Origin of the sequence: Cognatishimia sp. 1_MG-2023, from assembly GCF_030548175.1 — a bacterium.
In the GTDB taxonomy this organism is placed as follows: Bacteria; Pseudomonadota; Alphaproteobacteria; order Rhodobacterales; family Rhodobacteraceae; genus Cognatishimia.
On sequence record NZ_JAUORX010000003.1, the window covers coordinates 174,005 to 191,416 of the forward strand.

General features: G+C 51.9%; 17 protein-coding genes and 3 tRNA genes. 8 read left to right on the forward strand and 12 right to left on the reverse strand.

Annotated elements, in window-relative coordinates; translation table 11 throughout:
- Window positions 1–15: 15 nt before the first annotated feature.
- Complete coding sequence (locus Q4544_RS06180) at window positions 16–498, reverse strand: DUF2867 domain-containing protein (protein ID WP_303504625.1); 483 nt, start codon at window positions 496–498, stop codon at window positions 16–18.
- Between the two features lie 179 nt (window positions 499–677).
- Between Q4544_RS06180 and Q4544_RS06185 the strand changes: the two genes are divergently transcribed.
- Both Q4544_RS06185 and Q4544_RS06190 read left to right on the forward strand, forming a co-directional pair.
- Window positions 678–1,121 (forward strand): DUF302 domain-containing protein, encoded by a 444-nt coding sequence (locus Q4544_RS06185; protein ID WP_303504626.1) that lies wholly within the window; start codon window positions 678–680, stop codon window positions 1,119–1,121.
- A 120-nt stretch (window positions 1,122–1,241) separates the two neighbouring features.
- On the forward strand, window positions 1,242–1,631 hold the full coding sequence (locus tag Q4544_RS06190; RefSeq protein WP_303504627.1) for a hypothetical protein: 390 nt from the start codon (window positions 1,242–1,244) through the stop codon (window positions 1,629–1,631).
- A 49-nt stretch (window positions 1,632–1,680) separates the two neighbouring features.
- Here the strand turns inward: Q4544_RS06190 and hisA are convergent, their stop codons facing one another.
- A complete protein-coding gene (gene hisA / locus Q4544_RS06195; RefSeq protein WP_303504628.1) occupies window positions 1,681–2,403 on the reverse strand; it encodes a 1-(5-phosphoribosyl)-5-[(5-phosphoribosylamino)methylideneamino]imidazole-4-carboxamide isomerase in 723 nt (240 codons plus the stop codon).
- Window positions 2,404–2,541: 138 nt separating this feature from the next.
- Here hisA and Q4544_RS06200 point away from each other — a divergent pair, with 138 nt between their 5' ends.
- Window positions 2,542–2,937 carry a DUF2147 domain-containing protein gene (locus Q4544_RS06200; protein WP_303504629.1) on the forward strand — a complete coding sequence of 132 codons (396 nt, stop codon included), beginning with the start codon at window positions 2,542–2,544 and terminating at the stop codon, window positions 2,935–2,937.
- On the opposite strand, the gene Q4544_RS06205 is transcribed toward Q4544_RS06200, so the two are convergent.
- Both Q4544_RS06205 and Q4544_RS06210 read right to left on the reverse strand, forming a co-directional pair.
- The gene (locus tag Q4544_RS06205; RefSeq protein ID WP_303504630.1) at window positions 2,930–3,181 is read right to left on the reverse strand and encodes a WGR domain-containing protein; all 252 of its coding nucleotides are present in this window, start codon (window positions 3,179–3,181) and stop codon (window positions 2,930–2,932) included. The genes Q4544_RS06200 and Q4544_RS06205 overlap by 8 nt on opposite strands.
- Before the next feature lie 137 nt (window positions 3,182–3,318).
- A complete protein-coding gene (locus Q4544_RS06210) occupies window positions 3,319–3,855 on the reverse strand; it encodes a peroxiredoxin-like family protein (RefSeq protein ID WP_303504631.1) in 537 nt (178 codons plus the stop codon).
- A gap of 47 nt (window positions 3,856–3,902) precedes the next feature.
- Here Q4544_RS06210 and Q4544_RS06215 point away from each other — a divergent pair, with 47 nt between their 5' ends.
- Window positions 3,903–4,691: an AraC family transcriptional regulator gene (locus Q4544_RS06215; protein ID WP_303504632.1), complete on the forward strand. Its 789-nt coding sequence runs from the start codon at window positions 3,903–3,905 to the stop codon at window positions 4,689–4,691.
- A gap of 92 nt (window positions 4,692–4,783) precedes the next feature.
- Here the strand turns inward: Q4544_RS06215 and hisH are convergent, their stop codons facing one another.
- Window positions 4,784–5,422, reverse strand: a complete 639-nt coding sequence (gene hisH, locus Q4544_RS06220; RefSeq protein WP_303504633.1) for an imidazole glycerol phosphate synthase subunit HisH — start codon at window positions 5,420–5,422, stop codon at window positions 4,784–4,786.
- A gap of 55 nt (window positions 5,423–5,477) precedes the next feature.
- Entirely contained in the window at window positions 5,478–6,071 is a 594-nt protein-coding gene (locus Q4544_RS06225) for a TetR/AcrR family transcriptional regulator (protein ID WP_303504634.1), read from the reverse strand.
- An 89-nt stretch (window positions 6,072–6,160) separates the two neighbouring features.
- Here Q4544_RS06225 and Q4544_RS06230 point away from each other — a divergent pair, with 89 nt between their 5' ends.
- The gene (locus tag Q4544_RS06230) at window positions 6,161–6,769 is read left to right on the forward strand and encodes a DUF2306 domain-containing protein (protein WP_303504635.1); all 609 of its coding nucleotides are present in this window, start codon (window positions 6,161–6,163) and stop codon (window positions 6,767–6,769) included.
- Between the two features lie 47 nt (window positions 6,770–6,816).
- On the opposite strand, the gene hisB is transcribed toward Q4544_RS06230, so the two are convergent.
- The 4 genes from hisB to Q4544_RS06250 all read right to left on the reverse strand — a co-directional run bounded on the left by hisB (window position 6,817) and on the right by Q4544_RS06250 (window position 7,789).
- Window positions 6,817–7,404 carry an imidazoleglycerol-phosphate dehydratase HisB gene (hisB, locus tag Q4544_RS06235; protein WP_303504636.1) on the reverse strand — a complete coding sequence of 196 codons (588 nt, stop codon included), beginning with the start codon at window positions 7,402–7,404 and terminating at the stop codon, window positions 6,817–6,819.
- A 116-nt stretch (window positions 7,405–7,520) separates the two neighbouring features.
- Window positions 7,521–7,595 (reverse strand) — tRNA-Gly (locus Q4544_RS06240).
- Window positions 7,596–7,617: 22 nt separating this feature from the next.
- Window positions 7,618–7,692: transfer RNA gene (locus Q4544_RS06245), tRNA-Gly, on the reverse strand.
- Between the two features lie 22 nt (window positions 7,693–7,714).
- Window positions 7,715–7,789: transfer RNA gene (locus tag Q4544_RS06250), tRNA-Gly, on the reverse strand.
- Between the two features lie 234 nt (window positions 7,790–8,023).
- On the opposite strand from Q4544_RS06250, the gene Q4544_RS06255 reads away from it, so the two are divergent.
- Both Q4544_RS06255 and Q4544_RS06260 read left to right on the forward strand, forming a co-directional pair.
- Window positions 8,024–8,293, forward strand: coding sequence for a hypothetical protein (locus Q4544_RS06255; RefSeq protein WP_303504637.1), 270 nt, complete (start codon window positions 8,024–8,026; stop codon window positions 8,291–8,293).
- Window positions 8,294–8,308: 15 nt separating this feature from the next.
- The gene (locus Q4544_RS06260) at window positions 8,309–9,214 is read left to right on the forward strand and encodes a YHYH protein (RefSeq protein WP_303504638.1); all 906 of its coding nucleotides are present in this window, start codon (window positions 8,309–8,311) and stop codon (window positions 9,212–9,214) included.
- A gap of 59 nt (window positions 9,215–9,273) precedes the next feature.
- Here Q4544_RS06260 and Q4544_RS06265 read toward each other — a convergent pair whose 3' ends face one another.
- Window positions 9,274–12,714 (reverse strand): pyruvate carboxylase, encoded by a 3,441-nt coding sequence (locus Q4544_RS06265; RefSeq protein ID WP_303504641.1) that lies wholly within the window; start codon window positions 12,712–12,714, stop codon window positions 9,274–9,276.
- Between the two features lie 278 nt (window positions 12,715–12,992).
- Window positions 12,993–14,669: a sensor domain-containing diguanylate cyclase gene (locus Q4544_RS06270; RefSeq protein WP_303504642.1), complete on the reverse strand. Its 1,677-nt coding sequence runs from the start codon at window positions 14,667–14,669 to the stop codon at window positions 12,993–12,995.
- Between the two features lie 303 nt (window positions 14,670–14,972).
- On the opposite strand from Q4544_RS06270, the gene Q4544_RS06275 reads away from it, so the two are divergent.
- Window positions 14,973–17,408, forward strand: coding sequence for an ATP-dependent helicase (locus Q4544_RS06275; protein ID WP_303504643.1), 2,436 nt, complete (start codon window positions 14,973–14,975; stop codon window positions 17,406–17,408).
- Window positions 17,409–17,412: the final 4 nt, after the last annotated feature.

The window sequence follows — 17,412 nt, forward strand, 5'->3', positions numbered from 1 at the left end:
CGCCCTCATACCTGCTTATGGGGCGGTCGCCAATGGCGGAGTTTGCGCCGCAGCCGCCCGCGCGACACCATTGCGCGCAATCAAGATATGAAACGGTAAGATCGTCGCCAAATACAGCCGCCCGCCAAAATTATGCGGATGCACCCAAGTGGCCAGTGACAATCGCCCATCCCGGCACATCACGCTGACGCGAAAGTTCAGATGTTTGTCGTCAAAGCCTGCGATAATCTCATGCTCTGTTTCTTGATCAACTGGAAAAGGGCCCAGCTTATCTGCGGCTTCTGGTCCATCCTGACTTAGCCCAAAGGGCGATGTGATCAGGCTGCGCAGCTTTAACAGCGGTTGCGCCCAGCCGGGAAATTCCACGATGATCTCTGCCGCCTGCCGCGGGGAAATTGTGGCCGGGGCGGCAAAACAATCCACGAAGTCATCGCCAGACATATAGCCATGCAAAAGGCTATTGGTGGGCAAAGCAATTTTCCGAACACGCGTAGGCATGGCTTATCTCTGGTTGTGGTCTTTTAAAACAGATCACCCTGAAACCGGTTGATTTCAAGCCCATGCGCGCCCGTGTCGCAGCTTTATCGGTGGGACATTGCCCATGCCAAAAACGTGATTGGAAATCGTGCAAGTAGCCACTGAAAAAGGCACAGTGCATTCTTATTTGGAGATAGAAAATGAAGTCATTCTTACTTGCAGGAGTCATCGCCATGACCGCAGCCATCCCAGCCGCCGCAGAGCTGATCAAAGTGCCGACCGAAAAAACCGTGACCGCCGCACTTGATGCGCTTGAAGTCGCGCTTGGTAATGCCGGGGCCACCGTATTTGCGCGCGTCGATCACGCAGCCGGTGCCGCGAAAGTGGATCTAGAACTGGATGACGCGCAGGTCTTGATTTTCGGGAACCCAAAACTGGGCACGCCAGCGATGCAAGCTGATCCGCGTGCCGGTCTTTACCTGCCGCTCAAAGCGCTGGCGTACAAAGATGCCGATGGCCAGGTGTGGATCACTTACGAAGACCCAGCAGACATGTTTGCCGGTCTAGACATCGCAGCCGACGCCCCATTTGTTGCTAAAATGCAGGGCGCCTTGGGCAAGTTGACAGCCGCAGCTGCCAACTAAGTCGGCGAGTGCATGAAAAGACTGTTGTGAAATTGTTCTTCGCTAAAGTTTCCCAAGTTATGTCGTTGCTCTCAAAACTAACTTTGGTATCAATCACGTATTAATATTGGGAAAAGAATAATGATTTTACGCTCTCTTTTTGCAGCTAGTCTGGTTTGTGTAACAGTAGGGCAACCGCTCGCAGCGGCGTCCGCTGGGGTAGTTGCCGAATGCAAGCTGGCTGAAGCTGCTTACAAGGCTGTTCAAAAATCTGGCAGCTCACCGCTAAACGACATTTTGGTGGGTTGCCCGGGCTATGAAAGCTGGAAAGCTCAAATGACCTCGCGCCAAGACAGCAAAGCCTTTCGCAAGGCTGCGTTCGCAAAAAAACCGGCAGCTGTCAAAGCAGCTGGAAAACCAGGTACCTTAATTTTTCAACGCATGATTGCGCGTGGTGTGCCTGTTAAAGTCGCTCAAGAAATGACGGCAACCAAAGAATTCAAAAATGCGGTTGCCCAATTTGGGAAGTGATAAAAAAAGGCGCCAATCTCGGCGCCTTTTCAATTACGAAGGTGTCGGCTTAACCTTTGATCACCTTCAACGCTTCGGCCAGATCAATCGCACCATCATAGAGCGCCCGGCCAGAGATCGCGCCGTTCAGATCAGCACCACAGGATTTCAACGCGCGTAAGTCGTCCAAGGACGACACGCCACCAGAGGCAATCACCGGAATAGATACCGCATTCGCCAAATCAGCCGTCGCCTGAACGTTCGGTCCTTTCATCGCGCCATCGCGCAGAATGTCGGTGTAGATAATCGCCGCAACGCCAGCGTCCTCAAATGACTTCGCAAGGTCCGTCACCATCACGTCGGTCTCTTCAGCCCAACCTTTGGTCGCCACTTTGCCGTTGCGCGCGTCAATGCCCACAGCAACCTTACCTGGGAATTCACGCGCCGCTTCGCGCACCAGATCCGGGTTTTCCACGGCGACCGTGCCCAGAATAACCCGTGCCAATCCGCGATCAATCCAGCGCTCAATCGTGGCCATGTCACGAATACCGCCACCCAATTGGGCTGGCACTTTGCACTGTTTCAAAATCTCTTCGACGGGTGCGGCGTTCACTGGTTCCCCAGCAAAAGCGCCATTCAAATCCACCAAATGCAACCAGTCACAACCGGCTTCAACAAACTCAAGCGCTTGCGCGGCTGGGTTGTCATTGAACACGGTCGTTTTTTCCATATCCCCATGCAGCAATCGTACCGCTTGGCCGTCTTTCAGATCAATTGCAGGATAGAGGATCATGGCGCATTCCTTATGCATATCAACTGTTGCCGACCCTTTGGCATGACGCCACGCAAATTGCAACGTGACCCCAAGTCAATCTTGATCCAAAGCACCCGCCCAAGCCACCTTTCCCTCGTCAAACGGGAGAGAGACCACATGAAACGCGCATTTTTAGCAGTCACACTGTGCTTCGCAGCCACAACCGCACTGGCGGATAACGCGACCGGTACTTGGAAAACCGAAGCAGGCGATACAGGCGGCTATCTGCATGTGTCCATCGCCAAATGCGGCGCGGCGCTTTGCGGAACTATCGCCAAAGCCTTTGAAAAGGGCGGGGCGGCATCCAACACATACGAACACCTTGGCAAGAAAATGATCTGGGACATGCAGGCGGATGGCAATAACAGCTATTCCGGCGGCAAAATCTGGGCGCCAGACAAGGACAAAACCTACAAATCCAAGATGTCACTGAATGGCAATTCACTGACCGTCAAAGGCTGCGTCGCAGGTGGTGCTATTTGCAGGGGCCAAACATGGTCGCGGGTTAATTAAACATACCCAATTGCACAGGGATAACCGCATAACCATTCTTCAACTTGAGCGCCTTAAGCCGCTCAAGTTCTTTCACAGCCAAATCCGAGGCCGTCAGATAATCGCGCTGTTCTTGGCCAACACCATCAATCACACCCCATTCCCGCTCTAGGCAAAACTCACCAAACAACGTCTGCGTCAGTCGCAGGGCGTAGTACCGCTTTTGCTTGCGGGTGTGGTTGAATTTTTCAAGACGAATATGCACGAGATTGCCGAGGTTGATTCAGAGTATTGATCATATGCCCGGCGCGGCTGGCGCTGTCTATGTCACAAGAACACGTAACATAGACAGCGTCACCATTTGGTGACAGGGGATGGAAACTGCTCTGTCACCAAATAACATTAAACGGGGCCGGTATACTCGCCGCGCGCCGGATAGTTCTTGTCGATCGCGAAATCCAACGCGCCTAGCAATTCTTTGAAATGAGGGCGGACAAACGGCATCGTTTGAACCGCGCCGTAATACAGCGTCTGCTCTTGTGTTACCATGAACAGACCCGGTTCAGAGAACAGTGCAGGCTCTTCGATACCGATTGACGTCTTGCCGCGAGAGGTCGAAATATACAGGCCCCAATCCTTGGCTTGGCTCAACGGCAGATCATAGGCAAACCGCAAACCTTTTGCTTCGATCTTTTCAGCCATAGCAGCTGCGCGCTCTTCGCCATCGGAACTCACAGCAATGCAATTGACGCCACGCTCAGCAAAGTCTGCAACCAGCTTTTCAAACTCTTTCAAATAGGTCGCGCAAAGCGGGCAATGCAAACCGCGGTAGAAACAGATTACCGTGCCGCGTTCGCTGCCTTCAGTGGCCAGATCGAATGTTCCACCACCGACAAGTGGTAACGTGAGGCCAGGTGTTTTTTCGCGAGGGATCAGCATTTGGAAGTCTCCTGTTAGGTGCTTGCATTGAATAATATCAGAGTTTAATGTTTGAAAATTCCAATTTATCTAACCTAAAAGCCGAAAGTGACCCGATGGACCGCATCACAACCCTTATGAACCGGTTTCACCGTCATGTGCATGTCGCCACCTTAGATGGCGCGGATTTGGTGATTTTGGGGGATGCCAACAATCAACCCGCGCATATTCTGTTTTACCCGCGCAGCAAGGGTGCCCATCGCCCTACAGGGGCCGAGCTTTGGTACGCCAGCGTGGATTGGGCAGGGGACAACAATCCGATCCGCACGGCCTTACCCGAGGTCGTGGATTTCGACCTCACCCAAGATGTACAAACTCAGGCGCTGGTCAGCGTTATTTTGCAGGAAAGCGGTCAATCCCGTTGTGGCGCGCAATGGGTGTTGAACCGGTTGGGGGATGTGTTGTTGGTGCGTCTTCTGCGCGATCAATTGCAACGTGGGTCAACAGAGCCGGGCCTGATTGCTGGCCTCGCAGATGAACGCCTAAGCCGCGCGATTGTTGCCATGCATGATCACCCCGGAAAGATCTGGACGAATGCTGATCTCGCGACTGAAGCAGGCCTATCTTTATCAAGATTTAATGAACTCTTCGCACGCCAAGTTGGTGAAACCCCAATGAGTTATCTGCGCCGCTGGCGTCTGGCCTTAGCACAGCAAGATCTTGCACAGGGTCATCGCGTTGATAGCGTCGCTCGCCGCTATGGCTATTCCTCACCAGAGGCCTTTTCGCGGGCGTTCAAAAAATCCTACGGAACAACGCCGATCACCATGCGTGTGACATCACTAGCGGCAGAGTAGGGCGCAGCAAAAAGGAATCGTACGTTTCAGCGCGCGAAACGTACGAATTTCCACATTTTTCAACCGTTAAGTCACCGCGCGTTAAAGCGCAATTAAGGTTTCCACGTCAGGAAATTGCCGATCATCCGCAGGCCAACATGTTGGCTCTTTTCCGGGTGAAACTGCATGCCAACCATCGTGTCACGGCCAATAATTGCAGTAATATCACCAGCATAGTCCACATGGGCGATCCGCTCTTCGGGTTTTGCGACCTGAAACTGGTAGCTGTGCACAAAATATACGTGCTGCCCGCTTTCAACCCCATCCAAAAGCGCATGCGGTTGATCAATCACAAGGTCATTCCAACCCATGTGCGGAACCTTAAGGCTTTGATCTTTAGGGGAAATTTTAACAACATCACCCGCAACCCAGCCAAGGCCCTTGGTCTCTTCATACTCATGACCGGTTGTGGCCATCAGCTGCATTCCGACACAAATTCCCAGGAACGGACGGCCTTTTTGCTCCACCGCTTCAACCATTGCGTCATAAATTCCCTTATGACCCCGCAATTCTTCCGCACAGGCCGGAAACGCACCGTCACCCGGCAAAACCAAACGATCCGCTTTCGCAACAACATCCGCATCAGATGTAACAACCACATCCCCCGCATCAACCTCTAAGGCCATGCGTTGAAACGCTTTTTCCGCACTATGCAGGTTGCCGCTTTCGTAATCGATGATCGCTGTGAGCATGTGATTTACCCGAATTTTTGTGATGTCTTTCAACTGACGCCAAATCCGCTTCGGGTCAAGAGGGTGCAAGCCGATCCAGCAAAGCCATCACCTGATCAAACGGCCCATCGTCAATCTGAGTAACCTCACCTTGGTTCAAACGCCCCGAAAGGAACAATTGCGTGTACCCATGGATCAAGGACCAAACCTGAAACTCGACAATATGCGGCTCAACACCTTCTGGAACAAAGGGCGCGCAAGCCTGTCTAAGTACTTGATAAGAATTGGAATCCCCAAGGTCACCACGCAGCTTTGCAATCTCTGCAGGGGCGATGCCAAACATCACATCCAGCCAAGATTTGTGGTCGATCCCAAACTGAACGTAACCCCGGCAAATCCCTTTAAGTCGCGCAATGTCAGAGTCCCCCTCACGCGCGGCGGCATCCTGCATGTATTTGGAAAATATGGTAAAAACCTCAAATCCAATCGCACCTTTCAGCCCCGCAAGATTGCCAAAGTGATGGGCCGGCGCCGCATGCGACACCCCAGCCTTTGCCGCACATTTGCGCAAGCTCAGCCCCTCAAGGCCTTCTTCGTCAAGCAACGCCAGACCCGCTTTTACCAATGCGTTCTTTAGATCGCCATGATGATGTTTGGTTTTTGTCGTCATGGGCGCACCGTACTTGCAAACTTGACAGTGTCAAGGGAATCGTATCTTTACAGTGTAAAGTTTGCATTCACACAACGCAGGAGGCAGCCATGCTGACCCGTCAAAATATTACCCGCGCAATCGGTTTGTGGTTGTTTCCCATCCTTATCTCTTTGGTTTCATGGAGATTTATTGTCGGCGGCGTTGAGGTGACCATGCCGCATATGCTCTATCATTCGCTGGAGCGACCACTTGCATTCTACTTCCACGTCGGCTTCGCACCTGTCGCTTTGGCGCTGTTACCCTTCCAATTTTGGTCAAACCTACGCTTCCGCCGCCCACAGGTGCACCGCTGGCTTGGCCGTCTTTACGGCGTCTCAATCCTGTTTTCCGGAGTAGGGGGCCTGTTCATGGCTCTCGGAACAGAGGCAGGCCCCTTTGCCGCATGGGGATTTGGCTTGCTTGCCGTGCTGTGGTTGGCCGTCACCGCCAACGCCGTCTGGCTGGCCACACAACGCCGTATTTCAGAACACCGCGTTTGGATGATGCGGTCTGCCGCACTGACCTTTGCCGCCGTCACACTGCGGCTTTACCTGCCGTTCCTAATCATGGGGTTTGGATTTGAGCTGGGGTATTCCCTAGTTTCATGGCTTTGCTGGGTGCCGAATGTCTTAGTGATGGAATGGTTTTTGCGCCGCCGCGGGAAACAGTACGCATAAAAAAGGCCTGCAATTGCAGGCCTTTAATCAACATAGTTCTTGTAAATTCACAATGCGCCTTTGGTCGAGGGAATATCCTCGGCCTTACGCGGATCTGTTTCAACAGCGGTCCGCAACGCCCGCGCCACAGCCTTGAACGCAGCCTCCACAATGTGGTGGCTGTTCACGCCGTGCAGCTGATCAATGTGCAAGGTAATGCCGCCATGCGTCGCAAAGGCAGTAAAGAACTCGCGCACCAGTTCCGTATCAAAGGTGCCAATTTTTTGCGTCGGAATATCAACATTCCACACCAGAAACGGACGCGCCGACAAATCCAAAGCCGCACGCACCTGCGCATCATCCATCGGTAAGTGACATTCGCCATACCGATTGATTCCGCGTTTATCCCCAAGGGCTTGCACTAAAGCCTGTCCCAAAGCGATACCGGTGTCTTCGACGGTGTGGTGGTCATCAATGTGGTAATCGCCTTTGGCTCGGATCGTGAAGTCGATCAACGAGTGGCGCGAAAGCTGATCCAGCATATGGTCAAAGAACCCAACACCCGTTTGGTTGTCGTAGGTTCCTGTTCCATCCAGATTGATTTCAACGGAAATCTCTGTTTCCGCCGTCTGGCGTTTGACGCTGGCAGTCCGCATGCGCTTTATCCTTATTAAGAGTCAGCGCGCTTATACAAGGGCAGGGGCCACACGCCAAGACACCGGGTGAGTGTCTTTGTTACTGCGTGTCTATTTTGACAATGAAAACAACATTTTGGAGCGGGCGAGGCGATTCGAACGCCCGACCCTAACCTTGGCAAGGTTATGCTCTACCCCTGAGCTACGCCCGCGCTACAAAATGTCTGGAACCGATGGAGCGGGCGAGGCGATTCGAACGCCCGACCCTAACCTTGGCAAGGTTATGCTCTACCCCTGAGCTACGCCCGCACCGTCAGTTCTAGTTACTCGTTGGAGCGGGCGAGGCGATTCGAACGCCCGACCCTAACCTTGGCAAGGTTATGCTCTACCCCTGAGCTACGCCCGCTTCCTTGAGTGAGGCGTGAAATATAAACTCTATCCCCGCGCCGCAAGAGGAAAATAGCATTGCTGGGAAAAAAATACAAAACATGCGACGGAAATTGATCTGGCGCTCGTAATACTTGCCATGAGAAACGCAAAACTTATCCTATTTCGGCCCATTTTATCTTTGATAATAACGACATGGCTGACCTTAATCCCTTTGATTGTTAAGGCCCACCAGGGCCACGGCCAAATTTCGGTGGTTGCAGATGCCATAAACATCAAAGTGACCGAGCAATCGCTAGAGTTTGAGATTCAGCTCACAAACTATGGGCATAACGACGTCACTCTTGGAAACCTCACTGTCCCAGATGGCAAAGCTGAGCAGTTTACCCCCGAAACTTTAAGTGGCGGCGAGGCAAAGGTGATTCCTGTGCGTGTGATCTTTGATGGGCCAATGCCGGGGATATTTACCGCGATTCTTGATTTTGGCGAAGACGGGCAGGGCCCGCTTTTGGTGATGCCCTAGCAAACAGGTGGAACGATGATGATGAAATCAAAAGATAATATCCGAGTTGCGGTGCTTGTGATTGCGATTCTGACAGCCTTTGGCATTCAAGCGGATGCACAAGGCCGTCCAACACCTCGGAGGCACACGGTCACAGAGGCAGAGCCGCTTAACTTGGTCAAAGCCACCCAAAGCAATTCAAACGCGCGCGTGTCGATACAGGTAACGAATGGTCGGCGGATTATTCGATCCAACGGGCTACCGGATCACGCAGTAGGCCGTTTCCCGAACCGGGGAAATCCCCACAGGATCAAGGCGCAAAACTATTCGTTTTCTATGCCGATGACGCCAAGGGTTGGTCAAAGCAAGAGCATTAGCCGCAGTAGCTTGTTTGGCGTCGCTGTAAATGGCGTTCCATTTGATCCGGGCACCGCGGAGGTCTGGAAGGGCAACCGCCGCAGTGGATGGCACTATGAGGCGTTAGGAGGGGCTATCAGCCTTGGTCTGGACAGCAACTATGCCCACGTACAACCAAATGGCGCTTATCACTATCACGGGCTGCCTGTGGGGCTTATGCAAGAGCTTGGATGGACTTCGAAGGCGGCATCTCCGTTGATTGGATATGCGGCAGATGGGTTTCCGATTTATGCTGTGACGGCGACCGTGAATGGGGCGGTTCAGAAAATGACCAGCTCTTATCAGCTTAAATCGGGGGCACGGCCGAGGGGCAGTGGCCCATCCGGGCGGTATGATGGTGCGTTTGTTGAGGATTATACATTTGTTGCGGGATCGGGGACGTTAGATCAGTGCAACGGTACAACGCTGAAAACGGCTGAATATCCGAATGGAACCTATGCCTATTTCCTGACAGAGCATTTCCCTGTGGTGCCGAGATGCTTGGTAGGTCAGGCCAATGCGAGCTTCTCCAAGCGTCCACGGTAAAAGAAAACGCCCCTCACATTGTAAGGGGCGTTTCCTTGATCATTCTACGAAGAGTTCGATTACTCGAGTTCGACAAGTAGGTCTTTTGCGTCAATCTGGCCGCCGGCTGTTGCGTGAACGGCTTTGACAACCGCATCGCGTTCCGCGTGAATGCCAGTTTCCATTTTCATGGCTTCGATGGTCAGCAATAGATCACCTTCACAGACCTTCTGACCAGCTGTCACGCCAACAGATGCGACAACACCCGGCATAGGTGCGCCGATGTGGTTTGCGTTGCCGATCTCGGCTTTTGGACGTTGTGCCGTGGATGCTTTGACCAAGCGGTTTGGCACACGGATGACTCGTGGCTGACCGTTGAGTTCAAAGAACACTTTCACTTCGCCATCTTCACCGGTTTCACCGATGGCCTGCAGGCGAATTTCCAGTTTCTTACCCGGGTCGATTTCCGCAGTGATTTCTTCACCCGGTTCCATACCGTAGAAGAACGTCCGCGTTGGCAGGGTCCGAACTGGACCATACTGGCGATGACGCCCCATGTAATCCAAGAACACCTTTGGATACATAAGGTAGCCGTTCAGGTCCTCATCATCGACAGCAAAGCCGTTGAGTTCTTTGGACAATTCAGCGCGTGTGGCCTCTAGATCAACGGGTTCTAAGTGTTTGCCCGGACGCTCAACATTCGGTGCTTCGCCCTTGAGAACCTTGTTCACGATACCTGCAGGGAAACCACCCGGAGGCTGACCCAGGTTACCACGCATCATGTCGACAACTGAATCTGGGAACGCGACCTCTTTGTCAGCACTTTCAACGTCTTCGCGGGACAGACCTTGGCTAACCATCATTAGGGCCATGTCACCCACAACTTTGGATGATGGTGTGACTTTGACGATGTCGCCAAACATCTGGTTCACATCCGCATAGGTCTGCGCCACTTCGTGCCAACGCTCTTCAAGGCCTAGGCTGCGCGCTTGTGCCTTGAGGTTGGTGAACTGGCCACCTGGCATTTCGTGCAAGTAAACCTCAGAGGCTGGTGCCGCGAGACCGCTTTCAAAGGCCGCGTATTGTGCACGAACGCCTTCCCAATATTCACTGATTTCGCGGATGGATTTGATATCCAGTCCTGTGTCGCGGTCAGTATTGCGCAGGCCTTCGACGATTGAACCTAGGCAAGGCTGTGATGTCCCGCCTGAGAACGCATCCATCGCCGCATCAACCGCATCTACGCCCGCATCTGCAGCCGCTAGAATGGTCGCGCCGGCAATGCCAGAGGTATCATGCGTGTGGAAGTGGATTGGCAAGCCAGTCTCTTCTTTCAAGGCGCGGATCAGAACCTTGGCAGCCGCTGGTTTCAGCAAACCAGACATGTCCTTTAGGCCAAGGACATGTGCACCTGCTGCTTCAAGCTCTTTTGCCATGCCGACATAGTATTTTACGTCGTACTTCGCGCGGTTCGGATCAAGGATGTCGCCGGTGTAGCAAATTGTACCTTCGCAAACCTTGTTGGACTCGATCACGGCATCCATCGCAACGCGCATGTTTTCAACCCAGTTCAGGCTGTCAAATACGCGGAAGACGTCGATGCCCGAAGTCGCGGCTTGTTTAACAAAAGATTCAACAACGTTGTCTGGGTAGTTGGTGTAACCCACGCCATTGCTTGCGCGCAGCAACATCTGCGTCATGACGTTGGGCAAACGAGAGCGCAGATCACGCAAACGCTGCCATGGGCATTCTTGCAAGAAACGATAGGCTACATCGAATGTCGCACCGCCCCAGCATTCGACAGAGAAAAGCTGCGGCAGGTTCGCGGCATAGCTTGGCGCGACTTGCAACATATCAACGGAGCGCATGCGGGTCGCCAGCAATGACTGATGACCATCGCGCATGGTTGTGTCGGTCAACAACAGTTGCTTTTGTTGCTTCATCCAATCCGCAACCGCTTTTGGACCTTTTTGTTCCAAAAGATTGCGTGTGCCCATTGCCGGATCAGCCTTTGCCGCAGGTGCGACTGGTAATTTCAGATCCTCTGCAGGTGCTGGACGGTTTTCCGTTTCTGGGTGACCATTCACGGAAATATCGGCGATGTAGGTTAGAACCTTGGTGCCACGGTCCCGGCGCTTTTCAAATTTGAAAAGATCGGGCGTGTTGTCGATAAACTTGGTTGTATAGGAATAATCCAAGAATGTCGGGTGCTTTAAAAGGTTTTCCACAAAGGCGATATTGGTGGAAACCCCCCGAATACGGAATTCGCGCAGGGCCCGATCCATACGTTTGATTGCCTTTTCTGGGGTGGGGGCCCAGGCCGTTACTTTGGTCAGTAGCGAGTCATAGTAGCGCGTAATAACGCCGCCCGCATAAGCGGTGCCGCCGTCCAAACGGATGCCCATGCCCGTCGCTGAGCGATAAGCGGTAATGCGACCGTAATCAGGAATGAAGTTGTTGGATGGGTCTTCTGTGGTCACACGCGTTTGTAGAGCATGACCATTCAAGCGAATTTCGTCTTGAGAGTCTTTGCCCGTCGCTTCGGCAATGGATTTGCCTTCGGCAATTAGGATTTGCGCTTGGACGATATCAATGCCTGTCACTTCTTCAGTGACTGTGTGCTCTACCTGTACGCGGGGGTTCACTTCGATGAAATAGAACTTACCCGTTTCCATATCCATCAGGAATTCAACGGTACCTGCACACTCATAGTTTACATGTTTACAGATTTTGTAACCAAGATCGCAGACTTCAGCGCGTTGTGCTTCAGTCAGATACGGTGCAGGCGCACGTTCCACGACTTTTTGGTTGCGCCGCTGAACGGAACAGTCACGCTCAAACAGGTGGTACATGCCGCCATGTTTGTCGCCAAGAATTTGCACTTCGACATGGCGTGCCTTGATGATCATCTTTTCCAGATAACCTTCGCCATTGCCAAAGGCCGCTTCCGCTTCGCGGCGACCTTCTAGGACTTTTTCTTCGACTTCGTCTTCACTTAGGATGGGGCGCATACCCCGTCCGCCGCCACCCCATGATGCTTTGAGCATCAGCGGGTAACCCACTTCTGCGGCTTCTTTCTTGATCGCCGCCATGTCATTGCCAAGCACTTCGGTCGCTGGGATAACGGGTACGCCAGCCTTCATCGCAACACGACGCGCGCTGGCTTTGTCGCCAAGGGAGCGCATGGTTTCGGCTTTCGGGCCGATGAATGTGATACCATTTGCAGCACAAGCGTCCACAAAATCGGGGTTTTCCGAAAGTAGACCATACCCGGGGTGGATCGCATCGGCGCCACATTCCCGTGCGACGCGGATAATCTCTTCGATACTCAAGTAAGCGGCCACTGGCCCCATGCCCTCGCCGATGCGATAGGCCTCGTCAGCCTTAAAGCGGTGAAGACTCAATTTGTCTTCTTCAGCGTATATGGCAACCGTCTGTTTCCCCATTTCATTCGCGGCGCGCATTACACGAATTGCAATTTCGCCGCGGTTGGCAATGAGGATCTTTTTGAAGTCTGTCATCGGGTGGAGGCCCTTCCTGAGTAACCGTCTAATTCAGATCGTTCTTGGCTAGGGCGCGGAGGGCACCGGAATCAATACCAAGGAATACGGATCGGTGACGGATTTGTGGCGGTTTTCGAACCTTTTTCCACCCCCAAATTAAGAAATAGCTCAAAAAAACATTACCAAAATCGGAAAGTAGTTACATTTTCTGAATTTAGGTCAGCTTTGGTGTCTTAAATTTGTATGATCATCGTGCAGAAATCGTCTTTCTTTGTCGTTCAGAATGACCTGTTTCTCTATTCTGCTGCCATGTCTGTTGCGCAGATATCCTCATTTTCCAAGGATTCGGCAGGATTGGTCGGCATCTGTTCTCCAGCATACTCGACCCGATTACGGCCATTTGCTTTTGCAAGATACATCGCGTCATCCGCGGCGCGCATCAGCGTTTGCGGTATGTAGCCTTGCTCAGGGGAGGACGCCACGCCCAAGGATGCTGTGATCTTTGGCAAATGTTGGTCGCTATATTTTAGTGAAATGTCAGAGATTGCTTGTAGTAAAGATGATGTTCTTTTGCGAAGCTCTTCATCAGCCGCATTTGGCCAAATCAGCATGAATTCTTCGCCGCCCATGCGACAGGCAACATCTTCGCCTGAGCAGGCATTTTCTAACACTTCGCCAACTGCACGAAGCACATAGTCGCCAGCATCATGGCCATGTGTGTCGTTAAAACGTTTGAAGTGATCAATGTCCAGGTAAACAAGGTGGACTTGCCGCCCAGATTCACCACCAAGGTCAAGAAGTCGGCGGAGCCTGTCTAGCATATGACGGCGGTTATAGAGTCCGGTTAATGGATCGCGAATGGATTGTTCTTGAAGCTGATCGCGCATGCGGACGTTTGCAACCGCCATCGAAATTTGTTCGGCACTCATTTGTGCCAGCTTTTTTACGGAAAAAAATTGCTCTTTATCGACACCCATGAGCTTCTTTAGGTGCATTAAACCGACCGTTTCGCCGTGGGCGAGGATGGGAAAACAGAAATAGGGTTGGTCATCATGAGGTTCAGCGTGTTCACAAACAAAGTCAACTTCACTGGTGCCAAATGTATAGGTGCGACCGCGGCGAAGGCCCCAACAGCCTTCGGGGTGAATGTGCTTTTTGCAATTGCCGTCGTTCCATGATGCCACGCCATCTAGTACGTCTCGAGAGTTTGAATAAACGTATATCGAGCCAGAACATTCCGGAAGCATATGGGTCATGAAGCGGATGACCATCTGAAACAATTCGCTTAGGGATCGGCTGGATTGAAGCCATTCGTTTAATTCCCCTAATAGCTTCACTTCGCGCGTTAACTGCATTTGGCTTTCTAATAGTTCGCGTTCTTCCCGGTTTCGTTTGTTGATGTGCCGCATTTGACGCATTGAGGTTCGCAGCATAACCGTAGCGGCGATCGTCATGAAAACTGTCAAAACCACCGATGCGATAGTTACGCCCTGACGAACCCGGTCGAGCAAGACACTATAAACATCTGTCACATCTGTAAAAAATTCGATGGCTCCGACGAACTCACCATTTGAGAAAACGGGTGTAAAAACCTCATATACAAGGTGCCCGGCAATGTTGGCATCGTTAATGCCCTCGCCAGTATCTAGGGAATGGATGCTGAGCCCATCAATTTCACTGGCTGGTTTGATGGATGAAATAATATGGATATCACCACCAGAAACGGTTTCTTGAAAAACTTGGGGGCTAAGCTTGTCTCCTTCCTTTTCTTGGTTGGTCGACCAAAAAGACTGCCCTGTATTCGAAAATAGGCGGATGCGATAGATGTCAGATGTTTTGGGGATTAGGTTTAGAAAAACCTGATCCGCTTCAGTTAAGCTTTGGCTGGCAAAGCTCGCAGCTTCATTCTGTATTTGCAGCAAAACGCGTTGCCGCCACACTTCGGCTTGGGTGCGGGTGTCTGTATCGAGCATCCATAAAACGACCGGCTGTGGCAATGCACGAGACGCCCAAAATGCTGACACGAGGGCAAGGCCGATCATTGATAGGATTAGCCCAGCCCAAGCCCAACTCCGAATTTTTAAAAAATCTGTGCGCATTTCTACCCTCAGTGATAATTAGTTAAGCATCAACTGGAGGTCTGACCAAAAGGTTAAGCTGTTTTCTGGGATTAGTTCGAAATTACATGATTTCTTCTATTTTGGATCGGCGATTTTTGCGGAACATTAAGAGAACGCTTCTTTTCATTAAGCCATAGACCCGATATTGTCTGCGCTATGAGCAACTTTGATGAATTCGATGCCTTTGAGGGCGCCTCATTGTCCGCGCGCGCCATGGCCGCACGTCCGTCGCCCTATTTGGATGACCTGAATCCAGCGCAACGTGAAGCGGTTGAAACCCTTGACGGGCCGGTCTTGATGCTAGCCGGCGCCGGGACTGGTAAAACCAAGGCGTTAACGTCGCGAATTGTTCATTTGTTAAATACTGGACGCGCTAAGCCGAATGAAATCCTAGCGGTGACATTCACGAATAAAGCTGCGCGAGAGATGAAGAATAGAATTGGCCGACTTTTGGGCCAAACAGTTGAGGGGATGCCGTGGCTGGGCACGTTCCACTCGATTTGTGTAAAACTGTTGCGTCGGCATGCGGAACTGGTCGGGTTGAAATCCAATTTCACGATTTTGGATACCGATGATCAAATCCGCCTTTTAAAACAATTGATTGCCGCTGCAAATATTGATGAAAAGCGTTGGCCAGCCCGTCAGTTGGCCTCACTGATTGATAATTGGAAAAACAAAGCCTTAACGCCAGAAAGATTGCCCTCTGCAGATGCAGGGGCTTTCAATAACCGCGGCGGCGAGTTGTATCAACAATATCAAACACGCCTGAAGGAGCTGAATGCCGTTGATTTTGGTGACTTGCTTTTGCATGTGGTCACAATTTTTCAGAAGCATGACGATGTGTTGGAACAGTATCAACGTTGGTTCCGATATGTTTTGGTTGACGAGTACCAAGATACGAACGTCGCACAATATTTGTGGCTTCGGCTGATTGCGGGTGGGCACAAGAACATTTGTTGCGTTGGCGATGATGACCAGTCGATCTATGGCTGGCGGGGGGCGGAAGTTGGCAATATCCTAAAATTCGAAAAAGATTTCCCGGGCGCGCATGTCGTTCGGTTGGAACAGAATTATCGCTCTACTCCACATATTTTGGCCGCGGCATCTGCCGTGATTGCGGGTAATGAAACACGTCTGGGTAAGTCTTTGTGGACTGATCAGAAAGATGGCGAAAAAGTCCGGTTGATCGGTCATTGGGACGGCGACGAAGAAGCGCGCTGGATCGGTGAAGAGGTTGAAGCCATGCAGCGTGGGACACGCGGCATGCGGGCTTTTGGGCTGGAAGACATGGCCATTTTGGTGCGCGCGAGCCATCAAATGCGCGCCTTTGAAGATCGGTTTTTAACGATTGGCTTACCGTATCGCGTTATTGGCGGTCCGCGTTTTTACGAGCGGATGGAGATACGTGATGCGATGGCCTATTTCCGGGTCGTTGTCAGCCCAGATGATGATTTGGCATTTGAGCGGATTGTTAATACGCCAAAGCGGGGGCTTGGAAATGTCGCCCAACAAAAAATCCAGAACTGCGCCCGCGCACATGGTGTTTCCTTGGTTGAAGGAGCGCGGATTCTTTTGAGTGAAAAGGGAATTGGCGGCAAAGGCGGTAAGGAATTGGCCACGCTCATTGCGTCGATTGACCGTTGGCGTGGTTTGGCCGCGCGACGCGAGGTTGAAATTCCGCTTAATGATGAAGACGTAATTGACGAGGGCGTAACGCAATCAGCGCTTCGGTTTGCGCCGTCACAAGATGACATGCCGCATCCTGAATTGGCGGAGGTCGTTCTGGACGAGTCCGGCTATACGTCGATGTGGCAAAACGACAAAACGCCCGAAGCACCGGGACGATTGGAAAACCTGAAGGAACTGGTTGGTCAGCTGAATAACTTCGAAAACCTCCAAGGATTTTTGGAGCATGTCAGCCTGGTTATGGATAACGAAACGGAAAACGCAGACGCCAAGATTTCTATCATGACGCTTCATGCGGCAAAGGGATTGGAGTTTCCGGTCGTGTTCCTACCGGGGTGGGAAGATGGGCTGTTCCCCTCGCAACGATCAATGGATGAGAGCGGCCTTAAAGGCCTCGAGGAAGAGCGGCGTTTGGCCTATGTTGGAATTACCCGCGCTGAAGAGGTTTGTACGATCTCTTTTGCAGGTAATCGGCGCATCTTTGGTCAATGGCAATCACAGTTGCCGAGCCGGTTCATAGATGAGCTGCCTGAACAACATGTTGACGTTTTGACCGCACCTGGTCTGTACGGTGGTGGCTATAACGGTGCGGCTGGTGATTATGGCGGCGGCGGAATGCAGTCAAAAATGCAATCCGCGAATACCTACAATTCGCCAGGTTGGAAGCGGATGCAGGACCGGGCCGGTCAACGTGGATTGAGCCAACCCAAAGAAAATCGGACGACTGTGATTGATCTGGAAGCAGTTAGCAGCTTTTCAGTTGGTGATCGCGTCTTTCACGACAAATTTGGTTATGGCGAAATCATGGAGATCGAAGGCGATAAGCTTGTCGTTGAATTTGACAAGGCCGGTGAAAAAAAGGTCGTGGCCAAATTCGTAACTGCTTCAACTGATATCCCGTTCTAGCGGC

Coding starts and splice junctions, on each gene's coding strand:
- Q4544_RS06270 (WP_303504642.1), bottom strand. CDS start 14,669: ATGCTCGATACAGACACCCGCACCCAAGCCGAAGTGTGGCGGCAACGC.
- Q4544_RS06210 (WP_303504631.1), bottom strand. CDS start 3,855: ATGCTGATCCCTCGCGAAAAAACACCTGGCCTCACGTTACCACTTGTC.
- Q4544_RS06180 (WP_303504625.1), bottom strand. CDS start 498: ATGCCTACGCGTGTTCGGAAAATTGCTTTGCCCACCAATAGCCTTTTG.
- hisB (WP_303504636.1), bottom strand. CDS start 7,404: ATGCGGACTGCCAGCGTCAAACGCCAGACGGCGGAAACAGAGATTTCC.
- Q4544_RS06225 (WP_303504634.1), bottom strand. CDS start 6,071: ATGACGACAAAAACCAAACATCATCATGGCGATCTAAAGAACGCATTG.
- hisA (WP_303504628.1), bottom strand. CDS start 2,403: ATGATCCTCTATCCTGCAATTGATCTGAAAGACGGCCAAGCGGTACGA.
- Q4544_RS06215 (WP_303504632.1), top strand. CDS start 3,903: ATGTTTGAAAATTCCAATTTATCTAACCTAAAAGCCGAAAGTGACCCG.
- Q4544_RS06260 (WP_303504638.1), top strand. CDS start 8,309: ATGATGATGAAATCAAAAGATAATATCCGAGTTGCGGTGCTTGTGATT.
- Q4544_RS06185 (WP_303504626.1), top strand. CDS start 678: ATGAAGTCATTCTTACTTGCAGGAGTCATCGCCATGACCGCAGCCATC.
- hisH (WP_303504633.1), bottom strand. CDS start 5,422: ATGCTCACAGCGATCATCGATTACGAAAGCGGCAACCTGCATAGTGCG.
- Q4544_RS06275 (WP_303504643.1), top strand. CDS start 14,973: ATGAGCAACTTTGATGAATTCGATGCCTTTGAGGGCGCCTCATTGTCC.
- Q4544_RS06230 (WP_303504635.1), top strand. CDS start 6,161: ATGCTGACCCGTCAAAATATTACCCGCGCAATCGGTTTGTGGTTGTTT.
- Q4544_RS06190 (WP_303504627.1), top strand. CDS start 1,242: ATGATTTTACGCTCTCTTTTTGCAGCTAGTCTGGTTTGTGTAACAGTA.
- Q4544_RS06200 (WP_303504629.1), top strand. CDS start 2,542: ATGAAACGCGCATTTTTAGCAGTCACACTGTGCTTCGCAGCCACAACC.
- Q4544_RS06265 (WP_303504641.1), bottom strand. CDS start 12,714: ATGACAGACTTCAAAAAGATCCTCATTGCCAACCGCGGCGAAATTGCA.